The organism is Mesorhizobium loti CJ3sym (genome assembly GCF_000472785.1).
In the GTDB taxonomy this organism is placed as follows: domain Bacteria; phylum Pseudomonadota; class Alphaproteobacteria; order Rhizobiales; family Rhizobiaceae; genus Mesorhizobium; species Mesorhizobium loti_E.
This window is the reverse complement of the sequence record NZ_AXAL01000001.1, coordinates 790,221-816,851: the sequence shown is the minus strand read 5'-3', so window position 1 is coordinate 816,851 and position 26,631 is coordinate 790,221. Positions and strand designations below refer to the sequence as shown.

General features: G+C 62.1%; 27 protein-coding genes. 18 read left to right on the top strand and 9 right to left on the bottom strand.

Annotation, left to right across the window (positions count from 1 at the left end; translation table 11 throughout):
* Positions 1-217: 217 nt before the first annotated feature.
* From A3A9_RS0104425 to A3A9_RS0104355, 15 genes are all read left to right on the top strand, one after another.
* Positions 218-817 carry a DUF2062 domain-containing protein gene (locus tag A3A9_RS0104425; protein ID WP_027034417.1) on the top strand — a complete coding sequence of 200 codons (600 nt, stop codon included), beginning with the start codon at positions 218-220 and terminating at the stop codon, positions 815-817.
* Positions 814-1,227: a holo-ACP synthase gene (acpS, locus tag A3A9_RS0104420; protein ID WP_027057689.1), complete on the top strand. Its 414-nt coding sequence runs from the start codon at positions 814-816 to the stop codon at positions 1,225-1,227. Before A3A9_RS0104425 ends, acpS begins: the two co-directional genes overlap by 4 nt.
* 78 nt (positions 1,228-1,305) lie before the next feature.
* Positions 1,306-2,055: a signal peptidase I gene (gene lepB, locus A3A9_RS0104415; protein WP_027057688.1), complete on the top strand. Its 750-nt coding sequence runs from the start codon at positions 1,306-1,308 to the stop codon at positions 2,053-2,055.
* A gap of 2 nt (positions 2,056-2,057) precedes the next feature.
* Complete coding sequence (rnc, locus tag A3A9_RS0104410; RefSeq protein WP_027057687.1) at positions 2,058-2,771, top strand: ribonuclease III; 714 nt, start codon at positions 2,058-2,060, stop codon at positions 2,769-2,771.
* A complete protein-coding gene (gene era / locus A3A9_RS0104405; RefSeq protein WP_152536061.1) occupies positions 2,756-3,688 on the top strand; it encodes a GTPase Era in 933 nt (310 codons plus the stop codon). Before rnc ends, era begins: the two co-directional genes overlap by 16 nt.
* Positions 3,689-4,585 carry an aminoglycoside phosphotransferase family protein gene (locus A3A9_RS0104400; RefSeq protein ID WP_027057685.1) on the top strand — a complete coding sequence of 299 codons (897 nt, stop codon included), beginning with the start codon at positions 3,689-3,691 and terminating at the stop codon, positions 4,583-4,585.
* A gap of 597 nt (positions 4,586-5,182) precedes the next feature.
* Positions 5,183-6,358 carry a porin gene (locus tag A3A9_RS0104395; protein ID WP_027057684.1) on the top strand — a complete coding sequence of 392 codons (1,176 nt, stop codon included), beginning with the start codon at positions 5,183-5,185 and terminating at the stop codon, positions 6,356-6,358.
* A 127-nt stretch (positions 6,359-6,485) separates the two neighbouring features.
* Positions 6,486-7,262, top strand: coding sequence for a DNA repair protein RecO (gene recO / locus A3A9_RS0104390; RefSeq protein ID WP_027057683.1), 777 nt, complete (start codon positions 6,486-6,488; stop codon positions 7,260-7,262).
* Positions 7,259-7,777 carry a PaaI family thioesterase gene (locus A3A9_RS0104385; protein ID WP_027057682.1) on the top strand — a complete coding sequence of 173 codons (519 nt, stop codon included), beginning with the start codon at positions 7,259-7,261 and terminating at the stop codon, positions 7,775-7,777. Before recO ends, A3A9_RS0104385 begins: the two co-directional genes overlap by 4 nt.
* 83 nt (positions 7,778-7,860) lie before the next feature.
* On the top strand, positions 7,861-10,623 hold the full coding sequence (locus tag A3A9_RS0104380) for a DUF2339 domain-containing protein (RefSeq protein WP_027057681.1): 2,763 nt from the start codon (positions 7,861-7,863) through the stop codon (positions 10,621-10,623).
* A 157-nt stretch (positions 10,624-10,780) separates the two neighbouring features.
* Positions 10,781-11,299, top strand: a complete 519-nt coding sequence (locus A3A9_RS0104375) for a sigma-70 family RNA polymerase sigma factor (RefSeq protein WP_027034427.1) — start codon at positions 10,781-10,783, stop codon at positions 11,297-11,299.
* Positions 11,296-12,087: an anti-sigma factor family protein gene (locus A3A9_RS0104370; RefSeq protein ID WP_027057680.1), complete on the top strand. Its 792-nt coding sequence runs from the start codon at positions 11,296-11,298 to the stop codon at positions 12,085-12,087. Before A3A9_RS0104375 ends, A3A9_RS0104370 begins: the two co-directional genes overlap by 4 nt.
* Positions 12,088-12,293: 206 nt before the next feature.
* Positions 12,294-13,400 (top strand): peptidase C39 family protein, encoded by a 1,107-nt coding sequence (locus A3A9_RS0104365; protein WP_027057679.1) that lies wholly within the window; start codon positions 12,294-12,296, stop codon positions 13,398-13,400.
* Positions 13,397-14,860, top strand: coding sequence for a RimK family protein (locus A3A9_RS0104360; protein WP_027057678.1), 1,464 nt, complete (start codon positions 13,397-13,399; stop codon positions 14,858-14,860). Before A3A9_RS0104365 ends, A3A9_RS0104360 begins: the two co-directional genes overlap by 4 nt.
* A gap of 18 nt (positions 14,861-14,878) precedes the next feature.
* On the top strand, positions 14,879-15,151 hold the full coding sequence (locus A3A9_RS0104355) for a DUF3303 domain-containing protein (RefSeq protein WP_027057677.1): 273 nt from the start codon (positions 14,879-14,881) through the stop codon (positions 15,149-15,151).
* A 40-nt stretch (positions 15,152-15,191) separates the two neighbouring features.
* On the opposite strand, the gene A3A9_RS0104350 is transcribed toward A3A9_RS0104355, so the two are convergent.
* Positions 15,192-16,109 carry a LysR substrate-binding domain-containing protein gene (locus A3A9_RS0104350; protein ID WP_027057676.1) on the bottom strand — a complete coding sequence of 306 codons (918 nt, stop codon included), beginning with the start codon at positions 16,107-16,109 and terminating at the stop codon, positions 15,192-15,194.
* A 113-nt stretch (positions 16,110-16,222) separates the two neighbouring features.
* Here A3A9_RS0104350 and A3A9_RS0104345 point away from each other — a divergent pair, with 113 nt between their 5' ends.
* On the top strand, positions 16,223-17,116 hold the full coding sequence (locus tag A3A9_RS0104345; RefSeq protein WP_027057675.1) for a fatty acid desaturase family protein: 894 nt from the start codon (positions 16,223-16,225) through the stop codon (positions 17,114-17,116).
* Between the two features lie 180 nt (positions 17,117-17,296).
* On the opposite strand, the gene A3A9_RS0104340 is transcribed toward A3A9_RS0104345, so the two are convergent.
* The gene (locus A3A9_RS0104340) at positions 17,297-18,052 is read right to left on the bottom strand and encodes an SDR family NAD(P)-dependent oxidoreductase (protein WP_027057674.1); all 756 of its coding nucleotides are present in this window, start codon (positions 18,050-18,052) and stop codon (positions 17,297-17,299) included.
* Positions 18,053-18,144: 92 nt separating this feature from the next.
* Between A3A9_RS0104340 and A3A9_RS0104335 the strand changes: the two genes are divergently transcribed.
* A complete protein-coding gene (locus tag A3A9_RS0104335) occupies positions 18,145-19,065 on the top strand; it encodes a LysR family transcriptional regulator (protein ID WP_027057673.1) in 921 nt (306 codons plus the stop codon).
* 40 nt (positions 19,066-19,105) lie between these two features.
* Here A3A9_RS0104335 and A3A9_RS0104330 read toward each other — a convergent pair whose 3' ends face one another.
* From A3A9_RS0104330 to A3A9_RS0104320, 3 genes are all read right to left on the bottom strand, one after another.
* Positions 19,106-21,247, bottom strand: coding sequence for a putative bifunctional diguanylate cyclase/phosphodiesterase (locus A3A9_RS0104330; protein WP_027057672.1), 2,142 nt, complete (start codon positions 21,245-21,247; stop codon positions 19,106-19,108).
* A gap of 66 nt (positions 21,248-21,313) precedes the next feature.
* Positions 21,314-21,949: an HD family hydrolase gene (locus A3A9_RS0104325; RefSeq protein ID WP_027057671.1), complete on the bottom strand. Its 636-nt coding sequence runs from the start codon at positions 21,947-21,949 to the stop codon at positions 21,314-21,316.
* On the bottom strand, positions 21,949-22,809 hold the full coding sequence (locus A3A9_RS0104320) for a YgfZ/GcvT domain-containing protein (protein WP_027057670.1): 861 nt from the start codon (positions 22,807-22,809) through the stop codon (positions 21,949-21,951). The genes A3A9_RS0104325 and A3A9_RS0104320 overlap by 1 nt, the downstream gene beginning before the upstream one ends.
* A 75-nt stretch (positions 22,810-22,884) precedes the next feature.
* Here A3A9_RS0104320 and A3A9_RS0104315 point away from each other — a divergent pair, with 75 nt between their 5' ends.
* A complete protein-coding gene (locus tag A3A9_RS0104315) occupies positions 22,885-24,216 on the top strand; it encodes a dihydroorotase (protein WP_027057669.1) in 1,332 nt (443 codons plus the stop codon).
* Positions 24,217-24,246: 30 nt separating this feature from the next.
* On the opposite strand, the gene A3A9_RS0104310 is transcribed toward A3A9_RS0104315, so the two are convergent.
* From A3A9_RS0104310 to A3A9_RS0104295, 4 genes are all read right to left on the bottom strand, one after another.
* Positions 24,247-25,026, bottom strand: a complete 780-nt coding sequence (locus A3A9_RS0104310) for a hypothetical protein (protein ID WP_027057668.1) — start codon at positions 25,024-25,026, stop codon at positions 24,247-24,249.
* Between the two features lie 70 nt (positions 25,027-25,096).
* Complete coding sequence (locus tag A3A9_RS0104305) at positions 25,097-25,354, bottom strand: hypothetical protein (protein WP_027057667.1); 258 nt, start codon at positions 25,352-25,354, stop codon at positions 25,097-25,099.
* Between the two features lie 350 nt (positions 25,355-25,704).
* Positions 25,705-26,082, bottom strand: coding sequence for a TIGR02301 family protein (locus A3A9_RS0104300; RefSeq protein WP_027057666.1), 378 nt, complete (start codon positions 26,080-26,082; stop codon positions 25,705-25,707).
* Positions 26,083-26,165: 83 nt separating this feature from the next.
* Positions 26,166-26,600, bottom strand: coding sequence for an NUDIX hydrolase (locus A3A9_RS0104295; RefSeq protein WP_027057665.1), 435 nt, complete (start codon positions 26,598-26,600; stop codon positions 26,166-26,168).
* Between the last annotated feature and the right edge of the window lie 31 nt (positions 26,601-26,631).

The window sequence follows — 26,631 nt, the reverse complement described above, 5'->3', positions numbered from 1 at the left end:
ATAAATTCGCCGCGATTGTCCAATGTTCGAACCGAAGGACGCCTGTCCCGGAAGGGCGGCAACATGCACGCGCTGCGCAGACGGTGTTCGGTTGTTCTTGCCGACGCGCGTCGCTATATCAACGTTGTGATTGCCATCGGGCGATCGTTAAGCGCAAGATGATGTATCTCATAGCCGGCGGAAATTGCCGGTGCGAGAGTTGTGGAACGGGAACAGAGTGCTTTTTCGACGCCGCAAGCCTGATGGCCTTCTCGAACGGGTGCGTACCTACCTTTGGCCGCGCCGCTCGTTTTCGCGCTCACTTCAGTACTTGTCCAAGCGCATCCTGCGGCTGAAGGCCACGCCGCATGCGGTTGCGGCAGGTGTTGCGGCTGGCGTCTTCGCCTCGTTCTTTCCCGTCGGTTTCCATTTCGTCATTGCCTTCGTCCTGTGCTGGGTGATCGCCGGCAATCTGGTGGCGGCCGCACTCGGCGCTGTTTTCTTCGGCAATCCACTGACTTTTCCTATTCTGTGGGGCGCGTCCTGGGAGACCGGCAAGCTCATCCTGCATGACCGGCTGCCGGCGCATGGTCCGCCTGCGCATCTGGGCGAGATGCTGCACACGCTTTCCTTCGCGAAACTGTGGCATCCCGTGCTGGAGCCCATGCTGATCGGCGCGGTGCCGCTCGGGCTGGTGTTTGGCCTCCTGTTCTACGGTGTCACGCGCTGGGGCATGAATGTCTTCCGCGAGCAAAGGCGCAAGCGCCTTGCCGAGCGCGCGCATCGCCACGCGCAATCGTCCCATCCCGGCGGAAGCGTCGGTTCCGCCGCACAATGATCATCGGCATCGGCAGCGACCTGATCGATATCAGGCGCATTGAGAAGTCGCTGGAGCGTCACGGCCAGCGCTTCGTCCAGAGGATTTACACCGAGGTCGAACAGGCTCGTTCCGAGAACCGACGCGCCCGAGCGGCCTCCTACGCCAAGCGCTTCGCCGCCAAGGAAGCTTGCGCCAAGGCATTGGGTACCGGTCTGGCGCAAGGCGTCTTCTGGCGCGACATGGGTGTCGTGAACCTGCCCAGCGGTGCGCCGACCATGGCATTGACCGGCGGCGCCCTGGCGCGGCTGGACAAAATCCTGCCAAAGGGCCATCGGGCGGCGATCCACCTCACCATCACGGATGATTTTCCGCTTGCTCAAGCCTTTGTGATCATAGAGGCGTTGCCCGTCGAAGAAGCGCCACATTGATTGCATCTGACGACCGGCATTGACGTTGCCCAGCGCGCGCCGAGACTCTATACCATCCAACGCACAATCGAGGACGACATGAGCGTGGCTGAAAAATCCCAGAAGAAATCCGGCGGGCTTGGCGAAACCGTCAGCGTCATCGTCCAGGCGCTTTTGCTTGCGCTCGTTATCCGCACGCTGTTGTTCCAGCCCTTTTCGATCCCGTCGGGATCAATGCGGCCGACGCTTCTGGAAGGCGACTATCTGTTCGTCACCAAATGGTCCTACGGCTATTCGCGCTATTCGCTGCCTTTTGGACCTGACATTTTCTCGGGTCGTATCTGGGGCTCCGAACCCAAGCGTGGCGATGTGGTGGTGTTCAAGTTCCCGCCCGATCCGTCCGTCGACTATATCAAGCGCGTGGTCGGCCTGCCCGGTGACAAGATCCAGATGAAAGATGGCCAGCTGTTCATCAACGGCGTCGGCGTGCCGCGCGTGAAGACCGGCCAGATCGACAATCCCGATATCACCGAAATGCCTCAGCCGATCGATGTCTACCGCGAGACGCTGCCCAACGGCGTGAGCTACGACACGCTTGACCTCAATCCGAATTCGATCGGCGACAACACGCGCGAGTTCGATGTGCCGCCCGGCCATTATTTCATGATGGGCGACAACAGGGATAATTCCGCCGACAGTCGGTTCACCGTCGGCTATGTTCCGGCCGAGAATCTGGTTGGCCGCGCCAACCTTGTCTTCTTCTCGATCGCCGGCAAGGCGAGCCCGCTCGAAATCTGGAAATGGCCGTCGCTGATGCGCGCTTCGCGGCTGTTCCATTTCGTCAACTAGGGATGGCAGCGGCGAAGCGGCTGACCGCCGACGCGCTCGCCGAAGCGCTTGTGGAACGCACGGGCCATGCCTTTGCCGACCGCCAGCGCTTGCAGCGTGCGCTCACCCATGCCAGTGCTCGCGGCGCCAATGCCGGCGCCGACTATGAACGTTTCGAGTTTCTCGGCGACCGGGTTCTCGGTCTGGTCGTTGCCGACATGCTGCTGGCCGCGTTTCCTGATGCGGCGGAAGGCGAATTGTCGCTGCGGCTCAATGCGCTGGTCAATGCCGAGGCGCTTTCCGAGATCGCCGAGGATATCGGGCTGCCGGAGCTGATCCGTGCCGGATCGGATGTGCGCGGCCTTGAGGGACGCAAGCGCGTCAATCTGCGCGCCGATGCCTTGGAATCGCTGATCGCCGTGCTCTACCTTGATGGCGGACTGCAAGCAGCGCGCAGCTTCATCCACAAATACTGGCAGCCGCGCTCGCAGGCTTCGGGTGCGGCGCGCCGTGATGCCAAGACGGAATTGCAGGAATGGGCGCATCAGGCGGCGAATGCCGTTCCTGCCTATCAGATCGACAGCCGCGAAGGGCCGGACCACGATCCGTTGTTCACGGTGAGCGTCAAGGTTGGTGCATTTCAGCCGGCGATCGGCAACGGCCGTTCCAAGCGCGAGGCCGAACAGGCTGCTGCGGCTGCCCTTCTGTTGCGCGAAGGTGTATGGAGCGCTGCATGACGGATATTGAAACTGCTGAAGCCCCCGCCACGCATTCCGGCTTTGTCGCGCTGATTGGCGCGCCCAATGCCGGCAAGTCGACGCTGGTCAACCAATTGGTCGGCGCCAAGGTGTCGATCGTCACCCACAAGGTGCAGACGACCCGCGCCATCGTGCGCGGCATCGCCACGCATGAAAATGCGCAGATCGTCTTTGTCGACACGCCCGGCATCTTCAAGCCGAAGCGGCGGTTGGACACGGCTATGGTGACCACCGCCTGGGGTGGCGCCAAGGACGCCGATGTCGTGCTTTTGCTGATCGACGCCGAGCGCGGTATCCGCGGCGATGCCGACGCGATCCTGGAGCGATTGAAGGACGTGCGCCAGCCGATGGTGCTGATCCTCAACAAGGTCGACCGGGTCAAGCACGAGGCACTCTTGGCGCTGTCGGCCGTGGCGAACGAGCGGGTGCCTTTCAAACGCACCTTCATGGTCTCGGCTCTGACCGGCTCCGGCTGCAAGGATGTTCTCGACTATCTGGCCGAAACGCTGCCTGCCGGCCCCTGGTATTATCCCGAGGACCAGATTTCCGACCTGCCGATGCGTCAGCTTGCCGCCGAGATCACCCGCGAGAAACTCTATCTCAGGCTGCATCAGGAACTGCCTTACTCTTCCCATATCGAAACTGAGAAATGGGAAGAGAAGCAGGACGGCTCGGTGCGTATCGATCAGGTCATCTATGTCGAGCGCGACAGCCAGAAGAAGATCGTGCTTGGCCACAAGGGCGAGACTATCCGCGCCATCGGCCAGGCCGCGCGCATGGAGATAGCAGGCATTCTCGAGCAGAAGGTGCACCTGTTCCTGTTCGTCAAGGTGCGTGAGAACTGGGGCGACGATCCTGAGCGTTATCGCGAGATGGGTCTCGAATTCCCGCATTAAATGGCCGGCAAGCTGAACATCGATATGGCTTTGGTCAGCCGGTTGGTCGCTGCGCAATTCCCCCAGTGGAAGGATCTTGCTGTCAGGCCGGTAGAATTTGGCGGTTGGGACAACAGGACCTTTCATCTGGGCGATGAGATGACCGTGCGGCTGCCGAGCGCGGCCGACTATTCCCCGCAAGTGGAAAAAGAACATCGCTGGCTGCCAAGGCTGGCGCCGCTTTTGCCATTGCCGATCCCCCTGCCATTGGCGATGGGCGTGCCGGCCGGGGACTATCCCTGGCATTGGTCCGTCTATGGCTGGATCGAGGGCGAGACGGCAAAGCGGGAGCGCATCTCTGACCTGTCGCAATTCGCGGCGGACCTGGCGAGTTTCCTGGTTGCCCTGAAGCGCATCGACCCTACCGGCGGGCCGGCGCCCGGGCAGCATAATTTCTTTCGGGGCGGACCGCTGGCCGTATATGACGGCGAGACAAGACGAGCGATCACCGCTCTCGGCAACCACATCGACGCAAGCCTGGCGAGTGCCGTTTGGGAAGCGGCCCTTGCCGCGACCTGGAAGGGGCCGCCGGTCTGGTTCCATGGCGATGTTAGTTGGGGCAATCTCCTTGTCGAAGCGGGGCGATTGAGCGCCGTGATCGACTTCGGCACCTCCGGCGTCGGCGACCCTTCATGCGACCTGGCGATCGCCTGGACCTTGTTCGAGGGCGAGAGCAGGGAGGTTTTCCGCACCGGTCTTGCCGTTGATGATGCGACCTGGGCACGCGGACGTGGCTGGGCGCTGTGGAAGGCGCTGATCACGGTCGCTGGCCATATCAACAATCAGGCAGAAGTCGAAAAATCCCGACGCGTGATCGACGAAGTGCTGGCCGATTACAAGAAACTCAGCGTGACGTGATTCCGCGATCGCCCTTGTTTCTTGTTCGCCTTCCTTCGTCGCATTGGGTTTGAAAAAGCGGCCCCGCACCGGCCCACGGCGACCGGGTGGCTGTCACAATCGATAGCGCTGGAGCGTGCGCCAGCCTGTTTCGACCGCCTTGGCGAGATTTGGCCGACTTGGCAGGCGATGTTGGAATTCCCTTGCGTCATCGCAGGTGGAGGACACTCGCCTGGCATCTGCTGAACGCAACGAAACGGGTGCTTTTCAAGATAAATAGCCAAAAAATGCCATTTTTGAGCTGCTGATTGGAAATATCTCGTTATTAATACATAGTTAGCCGAGAAACTATCCATATATATATTGAATATATGACGTTGTGCCAATTGTGCCATTCGCCATATAGGCCAGTGTTATTTGTGCAACACAGCATTAATCTGTTCACGGAATCGCCGTTATTTCCCAAACCGTCATTGAAGGCTGAGGATTGATGGGTATGTTCGCCGCGAAAAGGGGACGCGGTGCGAGCCTTTTTTCGTTGTGGGGGTGAGGCGGGAAAACATATCCGCCAGCCACAAATCCGAAGCTATTTTTAACTTTGACTGGAGAGGTCAGAAAATGAACATCAAGAGCCTCCTTCTCGGCTCAGCCGCGGCGCTGATCGCGGTTTCCGGCGCTCGCGCCGCGGACGCGGTTGTCGTCGCCGAGCCGGAACCGGCCGAATACGTCAAGATCTGCGACGTCTACGGCGCCGGCTACTTCTACATCCCGGGCACCGAGACCTGCCTGCGCATCGGCGGCTATGTCCGTTATGACATCGGCGTCGGTGACGTCGGCTCGCTCGATGGTGTCAACCATGTTGCTGACAGCAGGGGCAATGGCGATCACTCGACCTACTACAAGAACACCCGCTTCACGCTGAAGACTTGGACCGGCCAAGAGACCGAACTCGGCACGTTGAAGACCTATACCGAGACACGATTCAATTTCGGCAACAAGCCTGGCGACTACTCCGATCCTGACGGGGCGGGTCCGAAGGTTGCGAGCACCGATTGGCAGGCGGTTAACAAGTCTCTCTCGCTGCGTTTCGCCTGGATCCAGCTCGGTGGCCTGCGCGTCGGCAAGGACGATACGGCTTTCGATACGTTCATCGGCTATGCCGGCAACGTCATCCAGGATACGCTCGTTCCGTATGGCGGGCAGGAGAGCAACGTCGTTCAGTACTACTTCGACGGAGGCAACGGGCTGACCGGGCTGGTTTCGCTTGAAGAAGGCGCTGGCACCGGCACCATCGACAGCTACGTCCCGCATGTGGTCGGCGGCTTGAAGTACAAGGGTGACTGGGGCGCGGTCACCGGCGTCGTCGCTTATGACAGCAACTACGAGGAAGTGGCCGGCAAAGTTCGTTTGGACGTGAATGTGAGCAAGGAACTCACGCTGTTCGTCATGGGCGGCTACGGTTCGGACAACAACCTCAACGATCCGACCAACTTCGTCAATGCCAAAGGTCGCGGCTTCTACAAGCAGTGGGGCGGCAACTGGGCAATCTGGGGTGGCGGCACCTACAAGTTCAACGCCAAGACTGCGTTCAACGCCCAGGTCTCCTATGACGACTGGAAGAACCTCGGCATCGCCGCCAACGTTGCCTACACTGTTGTGCCCGGCTTTACGGTCACGGCTGAAGTCGACTACCTCAATGCAGGCAAGTTCGGCGACGCCGACTTCAACAACTGGACCAAGGCTACCAAGAAGAGCAGCCTCGGCGGCATTCTCCGCTTCCAGCGTTCGTTCTAACAGATCGACTGACCTTACCAGACCGCCCGCAGCGCCGCGGGCGGTTTTTTATGTGTTCTTGCGAGCGTTGGCCTCGGCGCCAGGCCTATACCTTGATTTCGCCACCCGATCGGTGAAAAGCTCCGGCATGGAATGGCGCGACGAGGGAATCATTCTCGGCACCCGCAAGCATGGCGAAACCAGCGCCATTATCGAGGTGATGACGCGCGCGCATGGCCGTCATCTCGGCCTCGTCCGTGGCGGCCGCTCGCGCAAGCAGCAACCTGTCCTCCAAGCCGGCAATCGCGTCGATCTTCTGTGGCGGGCGCGGCTCGACGAGCATCTCGGAACCTTTCAGGTCGAGGCGATCGAGATGAACGCTGCCCGATTGATGGATAGCGCTGTCGCCGTCTATGGGCTGCAGACGATGGCTGCGCATCTGCGCCTGTTGCCGGAACGTGACGCCCATGGCGGCCTTTACGAAGCGCTCGCCGTGATGATCGTCCATCTCGACGATGCTGATGCTGCTGGTGAACTGGTGGCGCGCTTCGAGCTTCAGATCCTCGAAGAACTGGGTTTTGGCCTCGATCTCAGCCAATGCGCCGCGACCGGCACGCGACAGGACCTTGCCTATGTGTCGCCGAAGTCGGGCCGCGCAGTGTCGCGCGACGCAGGCGCGCCATGGCACGACAAGATGCTGGCGCTGCCGGCGTTTCTGCAGCGCGGCTCCGGCCTGCGCGCGGATCCGGCGGCGGTCGAGGATGCCTTCCGGCTGACCGGGTTTTTCTTCACGCGCCATGTCTATGAGCCGCGCGGCATCGAACAGCCCGATGCCCGCGCCGGCTTTCTTGTCGCACTGCGCAAGCACCACGCGCGCGGCAAGACCATAGCCGGAGAAAATGCAGCCAGAGAAATCATCACATGAGCGAAGTCGAACTCTATCCTGGCCGGGTCTCGCCGCTCGGCCTCGGCACCATTCCGCACGCCGACATCCTGAAATACACCGGCCTGGAATTGCTGCAGCGCATCGTCGACGGCAAATATCCGGCGCCGCCAATCTCGTTTCAACTGAACTTCGCCCTGGCTGAAGTGTCGGAAGGCCGCGCCGTGTTTCGCGGTATGCCGGGCGAACGCCACCTCAACCCGCTGGGCAGCGTGCATGGCGGCTGGGCGGCGACGCTGCTTGATTCGGCATTGGCCTGCGCCGTGCAGACACTGCTCGAGAAGGGCGAGGCCTATACGACGGCGGAGTTCAAGGTGAACCTGACGCGGCCGATCACGCCCGGGACCGGCGAGGTGGTCTGCGAAGGCAAAGTGGTCCACAAGGGTCGCACACTTGCCGTTTCGGAAGCGACGCTGAAGGATGCCAACGGCAAGCTGCTGGCTTTCGGCACCGAAACATGTTCGATCTTTCCGGCTGCGAATCTGGCGGCGCGTTGAGTTTACCAGCCGTTTAGCCGCCGTATTTGAATGTCAGTGAGACGAAACGTCAGTGAAAACTGGCCTGGTTTGGGGGAACCGCCATGTTTGAGAGCCTGATTGGCCTTGTCGCCATCATCGCTTTGTTCGTCATCATTTCACGCCAGCAGGGCCGCATCGGCCTGATCGAGCGCGAACTTGGCGCACTGCGCAGCCTCGTTCTTTCAGGTGTGGTGCCGCAGGCGGCCAAGCCATTCGAACAAGCCGCCACCGAAGGTAAGCCGGCCGATGCGACCCCGGTAGCTGCGGCAGCGGCCGAAATCGCCGCGCCGGTGGCTGGCGAGCCGGAGATGGCCGCGCAAGCGCCGGCTATCGAGGCCGTTGAGGTTGTGTCCGGACCGTCGTCGGCTGGCGAGGCAGCCCCGACTGTGGCAGAGCCTGCCAAGCCCGCCACAGCAGCAAAAGCCGCCCGCCAGTCCGATGTCGAAACAGCACTCGGCACCCGATGGGCGGTCTGGGTCGGTGGCATCGCGCTGGCTTTGGGCGGGCTGTTCCTGATCCGCTACACCATCGAGGCCGGCATTTTCGGCCCCGGCGTGCGGCTCATCATGGCAGCGCTGCTCGGGCTCGTCCTGGTCGCCGGCGGCGAGTTCATCCGTCGCACCGGCTTCAAGGTGCCGGTGCAAGGTGTCGCCGGCGCCTATATTCCAGCCATCCTGACCGCGGCCGGCGCCTTCATCCTGTTCGGCACGGTCTACGCCGCCTATGCCATTTACGGCTTCGTCGGCCCGGCCTTCGCCTTCACCGTGCTCGGCGCCATCGGCGTGACGACGATTGTCGCTGCTCTCGTCCACGGCCAGGCCCTGGCCGGCATCGGTCTCGTCGGTTCGATGGCGACGCCGGCGCTTGTGTCATCGCAGGCGCCAAATCCATGGGCGCTGTTCGTCTATCTCGCCATCGTGCTTGCCGCCACGGCGGTGATCGCACGCATGCGCGACTGGAAGTTCCTGATGGCAGCCGCCTTCTTTGGCACCGGCGCCTGGACCATCGCCTACATGATGAATGCGCCCGGTGCCGACCTTGCCGTCATCCTGTTCATCAACGCGGTGACGCTGGCGGTGCTTGCTCTCGTCTGGCTGGGAAGCCGCGGCGGTGAAGCGGAAACTGCAAAGAAGGGTTTCGACTGGCCATCGATCGTGCCGGGCGTTTTTGTCGCGTTTTCAGCACTCGGCCTGTCCGTCGACTCCACACTTGTCGCCGCCGGCGATGCCTTGCCGGGCGCTTTGGTCCTCGTCGCCCTTGTCGCCACCGCACTCTACCGGCCGCGCGCCGTGCCGCTGCTGCACGCCGCTGGGGTGGTGAGCGTGATGATCTATCTCGGCATCATTCCGCCCACCACCATCGGCACCGATTTATCCCAGGGTAACATAGGCTTTGACGGCCTGCAGGTAGCAGCCGGAAATGCCTTGACGCTGCGCATTGGTATTGGCCTCGGCCTGGTCTTTGTCGCCGCCGGTTTCTGGGCCGCCCGCCGTTTCGCCGCCGTCGCGCAGATCCGTGCGGCATGCTGGGCGGCATGGGGCATCGCTGCGCCGCTGGTCATCCTGCTGGCGCTGTGGCTCACTTACGGAAATCTCGACCGTGATTTTGCCTACGCCGCGGTCGCCGCTTCGCTGGTCGTGGTTTTTGCCGCCGGCGGCGAGTGGATCGCACGGGCTGAAGAGCCGCCGCTCAAGGGCAGCGTGGCTGTTTCATTCGCCTTGGGGGGCGCGGCGATCGCTGGCCTCCTGATGCTGCATATGGCTTTCGATTCCGGCTGGACCACCATTCTGCTTGGTGCCGCGGCGATTGTGCCGGCGCTGGCCACCCGCTGGCGCTCCTATCCGGTGCTCGGCTGGATTTCGGTCGGCACGGTGATCGCCGTGCTTGGCCGCGTTGCTTTCGACCCGACCATCGTCGGCGCCGAATTCCTGTCGACGACACCGGTGTTCAACTGGCTGCTGCCGGGCTACAGCGTCCCGGCGCTCGCCTTCGGCTTCACGGCCTGGCAGCTCGCGCGCACCACAAATGGCCGGCCGCGCCTTGCCATGGAGGCGGGTGCAGCACTTTTCGCGCTGCTCACCGTCGCCATGCTGGTGCGCCACGCCATGCATGGCGGCGTCATCGAAACAGGCGCCGTGACGCTCGCCGAACAGGCGATCTACACGCTGATCGCCATCGGCGCCGGCGCCATACTGGTCGCCATCGACATGCGCTCGCCAAGCTCGGTGCTGCGCTACGGTTCGATGGCCGCCGGTGTGCTCTCGGTTGCCTTCATCGTCTTCCAGCATTTCCTGCAGCTGAACCCTTTGCTTACCGACGGATCGACCGGCCGCATCCCGGTGTTCAACCTGTTGTTCCTGGCCTATCTGCTGCCGGCCGTCGCGGCCGGCGGGCTGGCACTCTTTGCCAGGGATAAGCGGCCGAAATGGTATGCGCAGATGCTGGCGCTGGTGGCGGCAGTGCTTGCCTTCGCCTATGCCACACTGTCGGTCCGTCGCCTGTTCAAGGGCGAGTTCATCGGTCTGTGGAGCGGACTTGGCCAGTTGGAGACCTACACCTATTCGGCGCTCTGGCTGGTCATCGGCGTGGTGTTGCTTACCTCCGGCGTCTGGCTGAAATCGCAGGTGCTGCGTATCGCCTCGGCAGCGCTGATTGCGATTGCGGTGGTGAAAGTCTTCCTCTTCGACATGTCGGAACTGGAAGGCGTGCTCAGGGCACTGTCCTTCATCGGGCTTGGCGCCGTACTGATCGGCATCGGCCTGTTCTACCAGCGGCTTTTGACGCGCGCGGCGAAGGAGAAAATGTCGGTCAGCGAGCAGGGATGACGACAGTTCAATGAGCCGGGAATAAACCGACACCCGCCAGCGTTATCTCATTGCTTGGGTGACCGGGGCGGCGGACCGCTTCGCGCTGGCCGCTTGCGTCGCGCCGGGAAGGCGCGTTCAATTGGGATTTACAAGGGCGACCTCAGAACCAGCGGTCATGGACGAAAAGAAGGCAGCAATCCTTGGCGAAATACCGCGCCTGCGCCGTTACGCACGCTCGCTTGTGCGCGATCGCGATTCTGCCGACGACCTCGTTCAGGACTGCCTCGAGCGCGCACTCACGCGGCTCGACAACTGGCAGACAGGAGAGAGCCCCAGGAGGTGGCTGTTTACGATCATGCATCATTTGTTCATCGACCAGATGCGCAAGGTGAATCGCCGCGGCGAAACGGCAATGCTGCCGCTGGAGGCGGGCGAAGGGGTGGCCCAGCCGGCCGAGCAATTGGAGGGCATCGCCTCGCGCGAGATCATCGACGCGTTGCAGGCGATCAGCCCCGATCGTCGCGCGGCCCTTGTCATGGTTGCCATCGAAGGCTTTTCCTATGCCGAGGCCGCCAACATTCTGGGCGTGCCCGCCGGCACGCTGATGTCGCGCATTGCGCGCGGGCGTGAGGAATTGCGTGGCTTGCTGGACGATACGGCGCGCCGCCGTGCGATAAGGATCGTCGAGAAATGATCCGCCGCGATTTTTCCGAACGTGACATCCATATGGCGCTCGACGGCGAACTGCCGGCCGATGAGCGTGCCTCTTACGATGCTTGGCTCGAAGCCAATCCCGAGATGAAGGCCAGAAGCGCCCGCTTCACCGCCGACCGGGAGGCGTTGCGCGCAGCCTTTGCTGGTGTGCTGGACGAGGCTGTACCAGTACGCTTGCGCCAGGTGGTGCTCGGCGAGGCGCCGGTCAAGGCGGCTGCGCCAAGCTCACGCTGGTGGCTTGCCGCTGCCGCTGCCGTGCTTTTGGCCACCGGCGGATTTGGCGGCTACTTTGCCGGCATTGACGGCATCGGCCAGGAGGACCCGGCGGAGGATCAGCTAGCCGAACAGGCAATCGCCGCCCATGTCATCTACGCCGCCGAGAAGCGGCATGCGGTGGAAGTGCCGGCCAGCGACAAGGATCATCTGCAGACCTGGCTGTCCAATCGGGTTGGCTTGAAGCTGGTCGCACCGGACCTAACCGCGAACGGTTTTCAACTGGTTGGTGGCCGCTTGCTGCCGGCCGGCGAAAGCAAGGCCGCGATGCTGCTCTACGAGGACGACAAGGGCGAGCGCATATCCCTCTTCGTCACCGCGGAATCGACGGAGAATGCCAAGGGCACCTATGCCTCGGCGCAGGACGGCCCGCAGGCCGTCTACTGGCTGGACAAGGGCTATGGCTGCGCCGTCGTCGGCTCGCTGCCGCGCGAGCAATTGGCGGTCGTGGCCAGGAGCGCTTACGGCCAGCTTATGGCAGGCCTTGCAAGCTGAGCTGGCCACAATTTTCGTCGCCGGCGGCTCTTCAAAATAGCGATCCTGTTCAAAGCCGGCGCGCTTCCCTGCCGCGGCGGAAACTGTCACAATTCGGCCCTAATCAAGGAGCGATAGCGCTTGATGAATACCGGCGCTTCGGCCGGTGTTTGCGACGCTTTTGACCGGGCCGTTTCCGCAACCCAATCGAGGTTTTCTCAAGTCGCATGCCTGCCGAGATCCGCACGGCCCGCGCGTCTGACGTCGATGATCTCGCCGCCATCGAGAAAGCCGTTTTCTCGAGCGACCGCATTTCCCGTCGCTCCTTTCGTCTGTTCATCGAACGCGAGACAGCGGAGACGCTGGTCGCCGAAGTCGATGGCCGCGTCGCCGGCTACGCGATCGTGCTGTTTCGCAAGGGCAGTGGGGTGGCACGGCTTTATTCCATAGCCACGGGCCCGTTTTTTGGCGGGCTGGGTGTCGGCCGCATGCTGCTTGCGTCAGCGGAGGAGGCTGCATTCGAACACGACCGCATGATGCTGCGTCTCGAAGTGCGCGAGGACAATGGCCGCGCCATCCGCATCTACGAGCAGGCCGGCTACCGCAAGATCGGCCGTGAGCCGGGCTACTACGAGGACGGCGCGACGGCGCTTCGTTATGAGAGAACCCTGCGCGGCGACGTTCCGATCGCCACCCGGGTGCCGTTCTATCAGCAGACCTGCGAGTTCACTTGCGGCCCATGCTGCCTGATGATGGCGATGGCCAATTTCGACCGCGGCTTCGTGCCGGATCCGGTGATGGAAATCCGGCTCTGGCGAGAGGCGACCACTGTCTTCATGATGTCGGGACCGGGCGGCTGCGAGCCATTCGGCTTGGCCGTCTCGGGATACGAAAGTGGACTCGCGGCAGAGATTTTCGTTTCCTTCTACGGCGCGCTGTTCCTGCAATCGGTGCGCAGCGAGGACAAGCGCCGGGTGATGGAGCTGGCCCAGGTCGACTTTCGCCGCCGTGCGGAACTTTACGGTATCCCGGTGAATTACCGCCCGTTCACCATCGATGATATCAGAACCGCGATCGCTGGCGGAAAACTGGTGCTGGTGCTGATCAGCGGCTTCCTGATGTTTGGCAAGAAGGTGCCGCACTGGGTGCTGGCCATTGGCGATGATGGCGACCATATTCTGATCCACGATCCCTGGGTCGAGGACGAAAGGCAGGAAACCATCCTTGATGCCGCCAACATTCCCGTGCCCTACGGCATCTTCATGAACATGGCGCAGTTCGGCCGCGACGGACTGCGCGCCGCCATCACTCTGGGGAAGCGCGACACACAATGACCTGGGTCATCCTTACCGGCCGGCAGAGCGATCTCGACCAGGTGGCGACACCGCACAAGATCATCACCAATCGCGACTATCTCGCGCATCCCTCATTGTTTCGCGGACAGCGGCCGAAGGTCATCAACCTGTCGAACAACTACGCCTATCAGAGCCGTGGCTACTATGCCTCGCTGCTGGCGAGTTCGCGCGGCCACAAGGTCATCCCGACCGTCGAGACGATGATCGACCTGTCGGAACGCAAACTCTACGAGCACGCGTTGCCGGAACTGGAGCTGGCGCTGAACAAATGCCGCAAGGATCTCGGCGGCGCCTTTCCGGCCAAGGTCTGCATCTTCTTTGGCATCGGTCCGTCCAAGGTCTGGGACCGCTTCGCCAAGCTGTTGTTCGACTGGTTCCGGGCGCCTGCGCTCGAAGTCCACATCAAGGACAGCGCCGAATGGGCCTCGATCCGCAAGATCGGCTTCCATCCGCTGGCGCGGATGACCGAGGACGAAGAAAAAAGCTTCATCCAGTGCCTGGAGACCTACACCAACCGCGAGTGGCGCGACACCAAGGGCCGCACGCCGGCGCGCTACACCTTCGCCACGCTGGTCGATCCGCATGAGGAATTGCCGCCGTCGCAAATCTCGTCGCTGCGTTACTGGGCCAAGATCGCCGAAAAGATGGGCGTCGAAATCGAACCCATCACCAGGAAGGATCTGGCCAAGCTCGCGAACTACGATGCGCTGTTCATCCGCGAGACGACTTCGATCTCCAACCATACCTATCGTTTCGCCCGCCGCGCCCAGCAGGAAGGCATGCCTGTCATCGACGATCCGCTGTCGATGATCCGTTGCACCAACAAGGTCTATCTCAATGAGTTGATGGCCTACAACAAGGTGCCGGTGCCACCGACGGTGATGATTGCCGGCACCTCCGATTTCGAGCTGGCCGCACAGACGCTGGGCTTTCCGCTGGTGCTGAAGATCCCGGATTCCTCCTTCTCGCGCGGCGTCAAGAAATGCGAGAATCTGGAGGAACTGACACGGCTTGCGACCGAATGGCTGGAGGATTCCGACCTTCTGATCGCCCAGAAATTCATTCCGACCGAATATGACTGGCGCGTCGGCGTGCTCGGCGGCCAGCCGCTGTTTGCCGTGCACTATCTGATGGCCAAGAAGCACTGGCAGATCGTCAACCACAAGGCCAATGGCAAGCCCGACCAGGGCGGCATCAAGACTTTCACGCTGAAGGAAACGCCGCCCCATGTCGTTGAGACCGCGGTCAAGGCCGCGCGCTGCATCGGCGACGGCCTCTACGGCGTCGACCTCAAGGAGACCAAGGACGGCGTCTTCGTCATCGAGGTCAACGACAACCCCAATCTCGACCATGGCTGGGAGGATTCCGGCGAGAAGGACGAGGTCTGGGTTCGGCTGACACAATGGTTCCTCGAACGGCTCGACCGGCCGGGACGTTGATTTAATTGAGGGCAGACTATGCAGTTCATCGTCATTGAGGATTTCATCGGCTGCGATCGCAAGGAGATCTATCGCCGCTTCGGTGAGCGTGGCCGGCTGAAGCCGGACGAGCTTGTCGTGCACCACTCCTGGATCGCGGCGGATATGAGCCGCTGCTTCCTTTTGGTCGAAGCCGATGATGTCACGCTGTTGCAGCGCTGGGTCATCGAATGGGCCGACCTGGTGGAATTCGAGATCATTCCCGTGGCGACGAACAAGGATATGACAGCGGCATTGGCCGCTCATCTCTAAGTGGGCCGCATGGCCGCCCATCTTTCTGAGCCGCAAGTCTTCAACGGAGCGCCGGCGAGCCCACCGCGTGCCGGCATTGCTCGATCAACCAGGCGCGGAACACCGCCACCACGTCGCGTCTTCCGCTGCGCTCCGGAATCGTCAGGCAATAGGGCTGGCGCAACGCGATCGACCTGACGGCGGGCCGGACCAGCCTGCCATCCTCCAACGCTTCGGCACAATAGACTCCTTGCGCTAGCGCCACACCCAGCCCCGAAATGGCAAGGTCGAGGGCTGCGCGCGACGAGTTGGCCGACAGGCCTCGTTGCGCCGCCCGGCCGGGTTGCACACCGGCAGCGTCGAACCAGTTGCGCCAGGACGGAAACGAGGCGCCGGTCGGTCCCCAGTCGGTGTGGATCAGCGGCAGCCCCGCGAGTGGACCGCCGTGCGTCTTGACCGCGCTGGCAAGCGTTGGCGCGCATACGGGATAGACAGCGTCCCGGACGATGTCCTCGGTCGGGTGCTCGCGATAGTGCGGACCGTAGGAGAGCCTGATATCGATCAGCCCATGGTCGAACGGCACCGGATCATCATCGCCGCGCAGCGATATGTCGGCGGCGCCATGGCTGGCGACGAAGCCGGCCAGACGCTGCGAAAGCCAACCCATGGCCATGGATGGCGGCACCGAAACCACCAGGCGCGGGCGAAATGCATCGCCGCTGAGTTCGCGCGAGACACTGCCGATTTCCTGGAAGGCCATGGTCAGCCGTGGCAGCATCTCCACGCCGGCCTCGGTGAGGACAACCCTGCGGTTGACCCGATGAAACAGCTTGCGCCCCATCTGTTCCTCGACGGTACGGATAAGCTGGCTGACGGCGGCGGCCGAAACCGAAAGCTCTTCCGCTGCCGCGGCAAAGCTGCCTGCGCGTGCCGCGGCCTCGAAAGCCTGAAGTCCTTTCAGGGACGGAGATGTGACCATGATCGCCAGATAGATAAGGTAAGCTTATCTAAATTGCAGGAATCGTCGTTTTTGGAAAGCTTTTTCACCGACTAGGGTGGGCACCATCAAATCGCCAGTCTGGATCGAAGCCGATGGACCATCGCGACATAATCGCCTCATTGACCCCTGAAGAGCGCAGTCGCCTGACCGCCAAATCCGATGTCGCGGGTCTCTTGCAGCTCGGCGCCCACTGGGGTGCGATTGTGGTCATTGGATCGCTGATCGCCGCGAGAGTGCCATTCTGGCCGCTGCTGATGCTGCCGCAAGGCATCCTGATCGTGTTCCTGTTCACGCTTCTGCACGAGACGGTTCATCGCACCGCGTTCGAGAAGCAATGGCTGAACGATGCCGTGGCGCGGGTGTGCAGCCTGGCACTCGCGCTGCCGGCCGACTGGTTCCGCTATTTCCATTTCGCCCATCATCGATACACGCAGGATCCTGAGAACGATCCGGAACTGGCCTTTCCCAAACCGGAAACGCTGCGACAATATCTCGTGCATGTGTCTGGCATCCCGCTGTGGTGGGGCCATCTCAGGACGCTCTACGCCAATGCAGTTGGTGGCAGCCAGGAAAGCTATGTGCCGCCGAAAGGCCGACCCAAGGTGCGAGCCGAGGCACGCGCCATGATTGCCTTCTACGCTGTCGTCCTTCTGCTCGCCGTGTATCTCCGGCTCACAGTGCTTCTCTATGTCTGGATCATTCCCGCACTGCTCGGGCAGCCCTTTCTGCGCCTCTATTTGCTGGCCGAGCACGGCCGCTGTCCGTTCGTTGCCAACATGCTGGAGAACACAAGAACCACGCTGACCAATTGGGTGGTGCGCAAGCTCGCCTGGAACATGCCGTTCCATGCCGAGCACCATGCCTATCCCGGCGTGCCGTTTCATCAACTGCCGCGGTTTCACGCGCTGATCGAGCTGCATCTGAAGGTGGTCGAGCCCGGCTATGTCCGTTTCCACGAGAAATACATCGAGACATTGCATAGATGATGATGCGCAGTCGGCAACCGGTCGCGCCTGCTTGAGGACGACCGGCATGCCGGGCTAGAGCAATTCCAGGAAACGTGTGAAACGGTTTTCCCGGGAAAAGCGCGTAGCGCTTTCCCTTGGGAATTGCGTAGAAACAAGGAGATAGAGCGTTTCACCGTTTCTGTGAAACGGTGAAACGCGCTAGACCTGAGCCGTACCGCCGTCGACGAACAGCTCGGCCCCGGTGACAAAGCTGGAATCGTCCGAGGCCAGGAACACCGCCGCCTTGCCGATCTCATCAGCGTCGCCGAGCCGGCCCAGCGGCACTTGGGTAGCCAGGAACTCGAGCAAACCTTTCTGCTGTTCGGCTTCAGTTCCGGCAAGCTCGGCCAGGCCTGTTGTGCGGGTCGGGCCTGGGCTGAGGACGTTGACGCGGATCCGCCGCTGCTTCAGGTCGATTATCCAGCTGCGGGCAAAATTGCGCAGGGCCGCCTTCGACGCGCTATAGACGCTGAACGCTGCGGTGCCGGTTGAGCCGGCGGTCGAACCGGTCAGGATCACCGATCCACCGTCCACCAGCAATCCAAGCGCCTTCTGCACCGTGAACAATACGGCTTTGACGTTGCGGTCGAACGTGTCATCAAAGTGCTGTTCGGTTATTTGGCCGAGCGGCAGCATGGAACCACCGCCAGCATTGACCGAGAGCACATCGATACGGCCGCTTTGTGCTTTCACCTGGGCATAGAGCCGGTCGAGATCGGTGAAACTGGTCGAGTCGGCCTGGATGCCGGTGGCGTTCCTGCCGATTGCGGCGACAGCTTTGTCGATCTCGGCCTTGCGCCGCCCGGTAATGTAGACATGCGCGCCTTCCATGGCGAAGCGCTTGGCGATGCCAAGGCCGATGCCGCTGCTGCCGCCGGTAATCACGGCGATCTTTCCTTCAAGTTTCGTTGTCATTTCCGTCACTCCTGTTGAGGTGACAGACACATATGGACAGGTGGAGCCTTTCGAAATAGCAATGCTTGCAAATAATCATTGCAGGATTGGTGATGTCGAAAATCCCGGATTTTGAAGGCTTGGCCATGTTCGCCAAGGTCGCGGAGGAGCGATCCTTTGCCGCTGCCGCACGCGTGCTCGGCCTGTCGGTGGCGACGGTGTCACGCGGTGTCAGCCGCCTGGAGGAGCGGCTTGGCGCGCGGCTATTCAACCGGACGTCACGGCGCCTGGCGCTCACGGATTTCGGGCGTCAGCTCGCTGAGCGGGCGTCGCGCCTCTACCGTGACGCGGAGGATGCCGAGAATGCGGCCCGCGAACTGTCGGCCAATCCGCGCGGCCTTGTCCGTCTGGCTGTGCCGATGGCGTTCGGGTTGCGGTGGGTGGCGCCGTTGCTTCCTGATTTCTTCAAGCTCTATCCCGACGTGTCGATCGATATGCATCTGAGTGACGAAGTCGTTGACCTGATCGGTCAGGGGTTCGACGCAGCACTTCGGATTGCCGTGTTGCCGGATTCCTCGCTGGTTGCCCGGCGCTTGTGCAACATCGCCCCGTTCATCGTTGCGGCACCGCCCTATCTAGCCAGGCATGGTCGGCCGGTTACGCCACGCGACCTCGACGCGCATCACTGTCTTGGCTATGCCTATCGGCCGCGCCAGGATGTCTGGCATTTCAGCAATGCCGCAGGTGACGAAGAGGCCGTCACGCCGTCCGGGCCGCTGCGCGTGACCAATGCCGAAGCGCTGGTTCCAACGGTCCTGGCCGGGACGGCGATAGCCGAGCTGCCGGAGTTCATTGCCAGTGAATATCTTGCCGACGGGCGGTTGCAAGCGATCCTGACCGACTGGACTTTGCCGAGGGGCGCGCTGTATTTCGTAACGCCGTCGGCCCGCTCGCGCCCGGCAAAGGTCGAAGCCGTCGCCGGTTTCATGGCTGCCCACCTGTCAAGACCGAGCTGGCAACCAATCCCCCAATAAAAGGCGGGGCTTGAAAACTCGGCGATGTGCCCTCGAAGGATCAGCCGGTCTGGCTGTTGGCTGCACGCGACTTCAACAGGCGCTGGATGGCCGCCGCCTTTGACGGCACGCCGATTAGATAACCCTGCGCCTCGACACAGCCATTGTCGCGCAGCATGTCGAGTTGCAGCTCGGTTTCGACGCCCTCGGCGGTGACAACAATGCCAAGCTCGGTGCCGAGCCCAATGATGGTGCGAACGATCGCCGCCGTGTGGCGATTGCCCATGTCGCGAACGAACGAACGGTCGATCTTGATCTTGTCGACAGGGAAACGCCTGAGGTAGCCGAGCGAGGAATAGCCGGTGCCGAAATCGTCCAGCGCGATGCGGATGCCAAGTTCGCGCAATTGTCGCAGCGTCTTGAGCACCGCCTTGCTCTCGTCCATCAGCACGGTTTCGGTGATTTCCAGCTCCAGCTGCCCGGCCGGTACGCCAGAAAAGGCCAGCGCCGAGATGACGCTGCGGGCAAACCCGCCGCTTTTGAGTTGCACGGCCGAGACATTGACGGCAATGCGCAAGCCGGGAGGCCAGCTTGCCGCCGCCGTGCAGGCTTTCCTCAGCGCCCATTCGCCAAGCGGCACGATCAGTCCGGTTTCTTCGGCGACCGGAATGAATGCGTCCGGCGCGACAATGCCGCGTGCTGGCGAATGCCAGCGTATCAAGGCCTCCGCGCCGCTGATCTCGCCGGAGGCGATGTTCATGATGGGCTGGAAATCGAGTTCGAATTCCTGGCGTGGCAGTGCGGCCTCGAGGTCGACCTCGAGCGCCCGGCGGGCCTGCACCATGGCGTCCATTGCGGGCTCGAAGAAGCGATAGAGATTGCGCCCTTCGCTCTTCGCCCGATAGAGCGCCGTATCGGCGTTTTTCAGCAGCGTGTCGGCATCCCTGCCATTGTCGGGAGAAACGGCAATGCCCAGGCTGATGCCGACATGCATCTCCCGGCTCTTGTCACGAAACGGTTTGACGATTGCCTCGACGATGCGCTTCGCCAGTTTTTCAGCATCGGCAATGCCGCTGGAATTGAACTGTATGACCACGAACTCGTCGCCGCCGAAGCGGGCAACGATGTCTGTTTCATTGCGCAGGCAGCGCTGCAGCCTCTCGGCCACGCATTTCAACAGCCAGTCGCCGGCAGGATGGCCCCAGGTATCGTTGACCACCTTGAAGCGATCAAGATCAAGCGAGAAGATCGCCAACGGCGTGGCCGCCGCATCCTCAAGCGCCAGGTCCAGCCGTTCGCGAAACATGGAGCGGTTGGGCAGTCCGGTCAGCGTGTCGTGATGCGCAAGATGGATCATGCGCTCTTCGGTGCGGCGGCGGTCGGTGACGTCGTCGAAGGTCACCACCCAGCCGCCGCCGCTCATCGGCCGGCGGGTGACCAGAACCGTCCGGCCATCGGTAAGATAGCGATAAGCCGAATGAATTTTTGCAGCTGCCAGGTAGGCTTCGGTTTTGGCGACCTCGCTGTCGACGTCGATCTTCGTATAGATGCCGAGTTCCAGCAACCGTTCGAGCGCGTCGCGGTGCGTCGTTCCAAGCGGAAAGTCCGCCGCCGTGACGTTGTAGAGCTCCAGAAAACGCCGGTTGCGCACGATCATCTTGCCGCCCGCGTCGTACATCACCAGGCCTTGCGACATGTTGGCGAGTGCCGCGTCGAAACGGCGATGCTGCTCCTTGAGATCCTGTTCGGCGCGCCGCTGTTCGGTGATGTCCTCGTAGATCGAGACCCAGCCGCCCAAGGCAAGCGGGCGGTGCGAGATGTTGATGATGCGACCATCAGACAGCGTCTCTTCGTAGGTCGAGGGTTTGGCCTGGTCGATATAGGGTTTGCGGATGGCATAGAGCTCGTCAGCACTTTGCGAGGCGATGCCGATGTCGACGCTGTGCCGCAGGATATCGATGAAGCGGATGCCTGGTCGCATCAGCCTGGCGTCGAGGCAGAAGATGTTGATGTAGTTGCCGTTGCAGATGATCATGCGCTCGTCGGCGTCGAACATGCACAGGCCATGCGACATGTTCTCGACAGCGGCTGAAAAGCGTTCGTTCTGTTCGCGCAGTTCGTCTTCCATACGGCGCGAGTGCCCCACGCCTTCGGCCACCCGCTTCGGGACGACCGAACCATTCTTGACGTCCACGACGGGCATGAGGCGCGCCTGCGGTGCGTGATCCAACACCGCACTGTTGACGTTTCCGGTTAATTTAGCGTTTTTCTACCCAACCGCCGGCGTCGAAACCTGGTGCCGCGACTTCTCGATCGCCGAAAATCGCTTCAGGAACGCATTCTGCGCCCAGGTTACCGAGCGTGGCGTGAAGTCGAAGCGCTCAGCGGAAAAACCGCGCGGGCGGCCGAAGAATTCGGTCGCCTCGGCGGTCGAGAAGCCGGCAAGCAGCGTTGCCTCGAAATAGGCGGCGATCTGGTCGGCGCGCTTGATATCCCTGCGCAACGCCGCAGCCGGTTCGGGAGACAGCGAGAAGCGCAAATGGATCGCGCGCTGAAGGCGCAATTCGCAGTCCTTGTAACTGCCGCCCATCACCGATTTGAACGGCGAGATCATGTCGCCGATGACATATTCAGGCGCATCGTGCAGCAGCGCCGACAGCCGGTCAGCGGCCGAAGCCCGGGGTACCAGGTCGTTGAACAGCGACTCGACCAGCAGCGAATGCTGGGCGACCGAAAACGCATGCTCGCCGCTGGTCTGGCCATTCCAGCGCGCGACGCGGGCCAGCCCATGGGCAATGTCCGAAATCTCGATGTCGAGCGGCGAGGGGTCGAGCAAATCTAGCCGACGGCCGGACAGCATGCGTTGCCAGGCGCGTGGCGGCGCGCCGGTACGATCCGCCGCCATCAGGCTTCCTCCGCGCTGACGGCTTCCTGAGGAAATCCGAATTTGGCCCAGGCAGGAATGGCCACGGTCACGGGTACGTCGGCCGCCAGGATCGGCTGGCCGGCGTCGAGCGCTGCCTTGACCCTGTCGATGCGGGCAATGGCAAGTCCGGTAGCTCCGGCGATCGAGCCGAGCGTACCGACCGGCCGTCCCTCGACCGTAAGCTCGGTGCCCGAAGCGGGCAGGGCAAGCTCTGCCTGGACAATCAGCACGCGCCGCCTGGCCGTGCCGCGATGCTGCATGCGCGAGACGACCTCCTGCCCGACATAGCAGCCCTTCCTGAACCCGACACCGCCCGTCTCGTCGAGCAGCACGTCATGTGGGAAGGCATCGCCCAATGCATAGTCGGCGCCGCTTTCGGCAATGCCGTTGGCGATGCGCAAGGCCTGCCACGCGGCGACGTCGCCGGTATCTGCGGTGCCGGCATAGGAGCGCGTAACGCTTTCATTGGCAAAGCGCCTGTCGGCAACCGCAATTGAATCACTTTTTGAGGCGATTGACTCTTTTCCCCACGCAAGGGTGACAAGCGCCTGTTCCGACTTGGCAATCTCGACCTTGGCGCGCAGCTTGTAGAGCATCAGCCGGCGAACGAAATCATCCGCAATGTCGGCTCGGCATTCGAGCCGGAGGTCGGTTTCACTGGCACGCGAGATCAGGAAGTCGAACATGATCTTGCCTTGCGGCGCCAGCAGCGCGCCGGGCTTGGCCTCGCCGGCGGTCAGCGCGTCGAGATCGGTGGTCAGGATGTTTTGCAGAAAGTGCTCGGCATCCGGGCCTGAGACGGAGATGAGCGCGCGGTCTTTCAGCAGGGCAAAGGGCATGGCACGGATAAAAGCCTGATCTTGCAAAACGGTTGGTCATTACGTAAGCCGCTGACACTCCCCCCGCAAGAGAGCATGGCCATGACCTACGACCTCATCCTGACAGGCGGCATTGTGGTCAATCATGACGGCGAAGGTGCCCGCGACATCGGTGTCAGGGACGGGCGTATCGCGGCAATAGGCGATCTCCGCCAGGCCTCGGCCGGCGAGACGATCGACTGCCGCGGCCTGCACATCCTGCCGGGTGTCGTCGACAGCCAGGTGCATTTTCGCGAACCGGGACTGGAGCACAAGGAAGATCTGGAAACGGGCTCGCGGGCAGCGGTGCTTGGCGGCGTCACCGCCGTGTTCGAGATGCCCAACACCAACCCGTTGACCACCAGCGAGACAACGCTTGCCGACAAGGTTCGGCGTGGCAGCAGCCGCATGCATTGCGATTTCGCGTTCTGGGTCGGTGGTACCCGCGACAACGCCAGGGATGTCGGCGAACTCGAACGGTTGCCGGGCGCTGCCGGTATCAAGGTTTTCATGGGTTCGTCCACCGGCGATTTGCTGGTCGAGGATGACGAAGGCGTCGCCTCGATCCTGCGAAACACCCGCCGCCGTGCCGCCTTTCATTCGGAAGACGAGTTTCGCCTGCGCGAGCGCCTTGGCGAGCGTGTCGAAGGCGATCCGTCATCGCATCCGGTCTGGCGTGACGAAATCGCTGCCTTGCGATGCACTGAACGGCTGGTTCGCATCGCCAGACAGACCCGCGCCCGCATCCACGTCCTGCACATCTCGACCGCCGAGGAAATCTTGCTCCTCGAACAGCACAAGGATGTCGCGACCTGCGAGGCGACGCCGCACCATCTGACGCTGAGTGCCGACGACTATCCCAGGCTCGGCACGCTGATCCAGATGAACCCGCCGGTGCGTGCCCCCCGCCATCGCGACGGCGTCTGGCATGGCATTGCGCAAGGCATCGTCGACGTGCTCGGCTCCGATCACGCGCCGCACACGCTGGCCGAGAAGGCAAAACCCTATCCGGCCTCGCCCTCGGGTATGACCGGCGTGCAGACGCTGGTGCCGATCATGCTCGACCACGTCAATGCGGGGCGGCTCACCCTGCAGCGCTTTGTCGATCTCTCCAGCCACGGCCCGCAGCGCATTTTTGGCATGGCCAGAAAAGGCCGCATCGCCGCCGGCTACGATGCCGACTTTACCATTGTCGACATGAAGCGGCGCGAGACCATCACCAATGCGCAGGCCGGCTCGAAGGCAGGTTGGACGCCCTATGATGGCAAGCAAGTCACCGGTTGGCCGGTTGGCACCGTGATTCGCGGCCGCCGCGTCATGTGGGAAGGCGAGATCGTGACGCCAAGTCAGGGCAGGGCGGTCGAGTTTTCCGAGGCGCTGTCCGCCTAGCCTTCCTTGCTCTCCTTTGAGGAGGGCTGCTCAATCCCCGGCGACAAAAAAGGTCCACTGCCCGGCGGGCGTGATGCCGACACGGTAGAAAATATAGGCGCCGAACTGCTTCATGTCGTCGAAATCGCCGGCAGTGACGATCTTGAACAGCTCGACGCGCTGCTTGGCGTCGAGCTTGTCCAGCGGCAGCGCGAAGAAATACGGCCAGACATAGAGCTCCTGCGGCGTCCCGGCGTCGACATGGACATAACCGGCACTGAGCACCTCTTCCAGAATGGCCAGGATTTCCTGGCCGTCAGGATCGCCTGAGAGCCCCTTGAGGAAGGTGATGGCATCGCCGTCAATGTCGCTCAGCGACAGCTGGGTCATGCTGTCGCCCTTGCCGATCAAGGGCCTGAGTTTTTCGATGTCCCCGCTTTTGCAGGCTTCGATGATCAAATCATGCATGCGCCGCACGGGCTCGGGCAGCTTGCCAAGGTCGTAGACAACCTCTGGCGGGGGCGTCTCCGGATCGACGCGCGGCCTGTTGCTGCCGCTGTCCGATGGACCTTCGGGCTCGGCGTCCGGCGCAGCCGGCTGGCTGGTCGAGGGCGGCCTGCCCACCGGGGCAGGCATGGGAATCGAGGTTCCCGGCGCTTCGTTATTCGTGGATGGCGTGACGGGAGCTGGAAGCTCTTCGCGCTTGATCTCGCTCAGCGCATAGGCAGGGCTACTGGCAAGGCACGTCAGCAAGGCAATTGCCGCGCAGCAAGCGGCGAGGCGGATGTAGAGGACTAGGCCCTTCGGCCCGCCTGACATCGGATAATTCACTGCCCGTATCTCCTTGCTCACGGGCATGATGCCCGAACGGCACTGGATCGTCAAAGAACCGGATATCGGTTCAATGCCGCAGCCGCTCGGGGTCGAAGGCACCACCAATCACCTTTTCACGCATGCGGTCGAGCAGGGCAAGGGCCGATGTCTCGCCATTGGCGCGCAACATTTCGCCAAACGCGGTCTCGAGCGCCGCCTCGGCAATGATCTCGGGCTCGATGCCGGCCGAAAGCCCTTCAGCCCAAGCTTCGCTGTGGCTCTCCACCGCCGTCAGGCGTTTTTCTTCCCGTACCAGCGCGTCGATGTCGTTGGCAGCATGTTCCATAAGCGATGTCCACCCTTTCAAGCGGCGATCCATCAGCGGATCAGGCTTGATTTGTTCCGTTTACACGCAGCCTCAAGTAAGTATTTGTAAATACGACATTTTTTTGATCGTTCTTTACAAAAGCCGGCTGCGCTTGGCGAAGCTCCATTCAATTCAGCTCAAACTTTAGCCGATAAGACCGGCCTGCGGGGCGAAAACCTTCAGTTTGAGTTAATTCTGCATCTGCACGGTAACGTTTCGTTAATACTGTTGCAGAAGTGCCACATCAGGATTGCACCAAGAAATCGCCCGGCACAAGCAGGATATGTCTGTCGCGGGTGGCGCAGATCTGGATATCTGTTGGCGGATGCCTAGTTGCCGTAGCGCGAGGCGATATCGCGCGACAGCGTCTCGCCTTCCTTCATGTAACGGCTGATGGCTTCGGTGGCAGAAGCGGTGCATTGGGTATAGGTGCCGCCGAAGGAGCGGTAGCCGCGATTGAAGCTGGCGATGAAACGGGCACGCCGGTCCGGGTCCGGATTTTCCGAATCGAGCAGTTTCTCCATCTCGCCACGCCACTGATCGCCCTTCTCGCCGCACAGATTGCGCAGGAAATGCAGCGACCCCAGAACCTCTGCCAGCCGCATCAGCCCCGGCTCGAACGGCGACTCGGCGCTGAACGCAGGCCGCGCCGACGCGGCCGTGCTGACGGCGAGACAAAGGGCGAGGAATATCGACGGACGGTTCATAGGCTTCTCTGCCTAGGCCGTTATGGCCGGCCAGATAATGTAAGCCTTTGTGGCGAAACAATTTGTCGCCTGCAAGGCGATTTTCAGGGCCGGGTCAGGGTGTTTGAATGCGGACCGAGGAGTTCTTCGGCGACCGCGAACACCGAACCGGCAAGCGGCAGCGCGGCCATCTCGCCGAGCGTATAGAAGGCGGCTGTCTCGGCATCGTCGCTGGCCACGGCCTCGCCGCCGGCATAGGCGGCGCCGAACACCGTCAGGCGGTAATCGACCGGGTGGTTGTCGTCCCTGCCGTCGATATGGATTTCCCGAAGCGGGCGAAAGTCGGTGGCACGCAAACCGGTCTCCTCCAGCAGTTCGCGCTTCGCGGCATCCTCCAATGTCTCGTCGGCCTCGACCTTGCCGCCCGGAAAGGCGTAGAGCCCCTGTGAGGGCTGCCGTGCCCGCTTGACCAGCAGCACGGTGTCGCCACGCACCACGGCGACAGAAACTGCCGGAAGTGTCTTGCGTGCGGCGTTCATCCGTTCTCGATCAGTTCATTGGAGGCAGGTC

Bases quoted from the DNA above. Each gene is read 5' to 3' on its own strand.
- acpS (WP_027057689.1), top strand. From the start codon at position 814: ATGATCATCGGCATCGGCAGCGACCTGATCGATATCAGGCGCATTGAG.
- lepB (WP_027057688.1), top strand. From the start codon at position 1,306: ATGAGCGTGGCTGAAAAATCCCAGAAGAAATCCGGCGGGCTTGGCGAA.
- A3A9_RS0104320 (WP_027057670.1), bottom strand. From the start codon at position 22,809: ATGCCCTTTGCCCTGCTGAAAGACCGCGCGCTCATCTCCGTCTCAGGC.
- A3A9_RS0104335 (WP_027057673.1), top strand. From the start codon at position 18,145: ATGTCGAAAATCCCGGATTTTGAAGGCTTGGCCATGTTCGCCAAGGTC.
- A3A9_RS0104350 (WP_027057676.1), bottom strand. From the start codon at position 16,109: ATGGTCACATCTCCGTCCCTGAAAGGACTTCAGGCTTTCGAGGCCGCG.
- A3A9_RS0104360 (WP_027057678.1), top strand. From the start codon at position 13,397: ATGACCTGGGTCATCCTTACCGGCCGGCAGAGCGATCTCGACCAGGTG.
- A3A9_RS0104395 (WP_027057684.1), top strand. From the start codon at position 5,183: ATGAACATCAAGAGCCTCCTTCTCGGCTCAGCCGCGGCGCTGATCGCG.
- A3A9_RS0104375 (WP_027034427.1), top strand. From the start codon at position 10,781: ATGGACGAAAAGAAGGCAGCAATCCTTGGCGAAATACCGCGCCTGCGC.
- A3A9_RS0104330 (WP_027057672.1), bottom strand. From the start codon at position 21,247: ATGCCCGTCGTGGACGTCAAGAATGGTTCGGTCGTCCCGAAGCGGGTG.
- A3A9_RS0104380 (WP_027057681.1), top strand. From the start codon at position 7,861: ATGTTTGAGAGCCTGATTGGCCTTGTCGCCATCATCGCTTTGTTCGTC.
- A3A9_RS0104300 (WP_027057666.1), bottom strand. From the start codon at position 26,082: ATGAACCGTCCGTCGATATTCCTCGCCCTTTGTCTCGCCGTCAGCACG.
- A3A9_RS0104385 (WP_027057682.1), top strand. From the start codon at position 7,259: ATGAGCGAAGTCGAACTCTATCCTGGCCGGGTCTCGCCGCTCGGCCTC.
- A3A9_RS0104325 (WP_027057671.1), bottom strand. From the start codon at position 21,949: ATGGCGGCGGATCGTACCGGCGCGCCGCCACGCGCCTGGCAACGCATG.
- A3A9_RS0104315 (WP_027057669.1), top strand. From the start codon at position 22,885: ATGGCCATGACCTACGACCTCATCCTGACAGGCGGCATTGTGGTCAAT.
- A3A9_RS0104340 (WP_027057674.1), bottom strand. From the start codon at position 18,052: ATGACAACGAAACTTGAAGGAAAGATCGCCGTGATTACCGGCGGCAGC.
- era (WP_152536061.1), top strand. From the start codon at position 2,756: ATGGAGCGCTGCATGACGGATATTGAAACTGCTGAAGCCCCCGCCACG.
- A3A9_RS0104400 (WP_027057685.1), top strand. From the start codon at position 3,689: ATGGCCGGCAAGCTGAACATCGATATGGCTTTGGTCAGCCGGTTGGTC.
- rnc (WP_027057687.1), top strand. From the start codon at position 2,058: ATGGCAGCGGCGAAGCGGCTGACCGCCGACGCGCTCGCCGAAGCGCTT.
- A3A9_RS0104355 (WP_027057677.1), top strand. From the start codon at position 14,879: ATGCAGTTCATCGTCATTGAGGATTTCATCGGCTGCGATCGCAAGGAG.
- recO (WP_027057683.1), top strand. From the start codon at position 6,486: ATGGAATGGCGCGACGAGGGAATCATTCTCGGCACCCGCAAGCATGGC.
- A3A9_RS0104295 (WP_027057665.1), bottom strand. From the start codon at position 26,600: ATGAACGCCGCACGCAAGACACTTCCGGCAGTTTCTGTCGCCGTGGTG.
- A3A9_RS0104365 (WP_027057679.1), top strand. From the start codon at position 12,294: ATGCCTGCCGAGATCCGCACGGCCCGCGCGTCTGACGTCGATGATCTC.
- A3A9_RS0104305 (WP_027057667.1), bottom strand. From the start codon at position 25,354: ATGGAACATGCTGCCAACGACATCGACGCGCTGGTACGGGAAGAAAAA.
- A3A9_RS0104345 (WP_027057675.1), top strand. From the start codon at position 16,223: ATGGACCATCGCGACATAATCGCCTCATTGACCCCTGAAGAGCGCAGT.
- A3A9_RS0104370 (WP_027057680.1), top strand. From the start codon at position 11,296: ATGATCCGCCGCGATTTTTCCGAACGTGACATCCATATGGCGCTCGAC.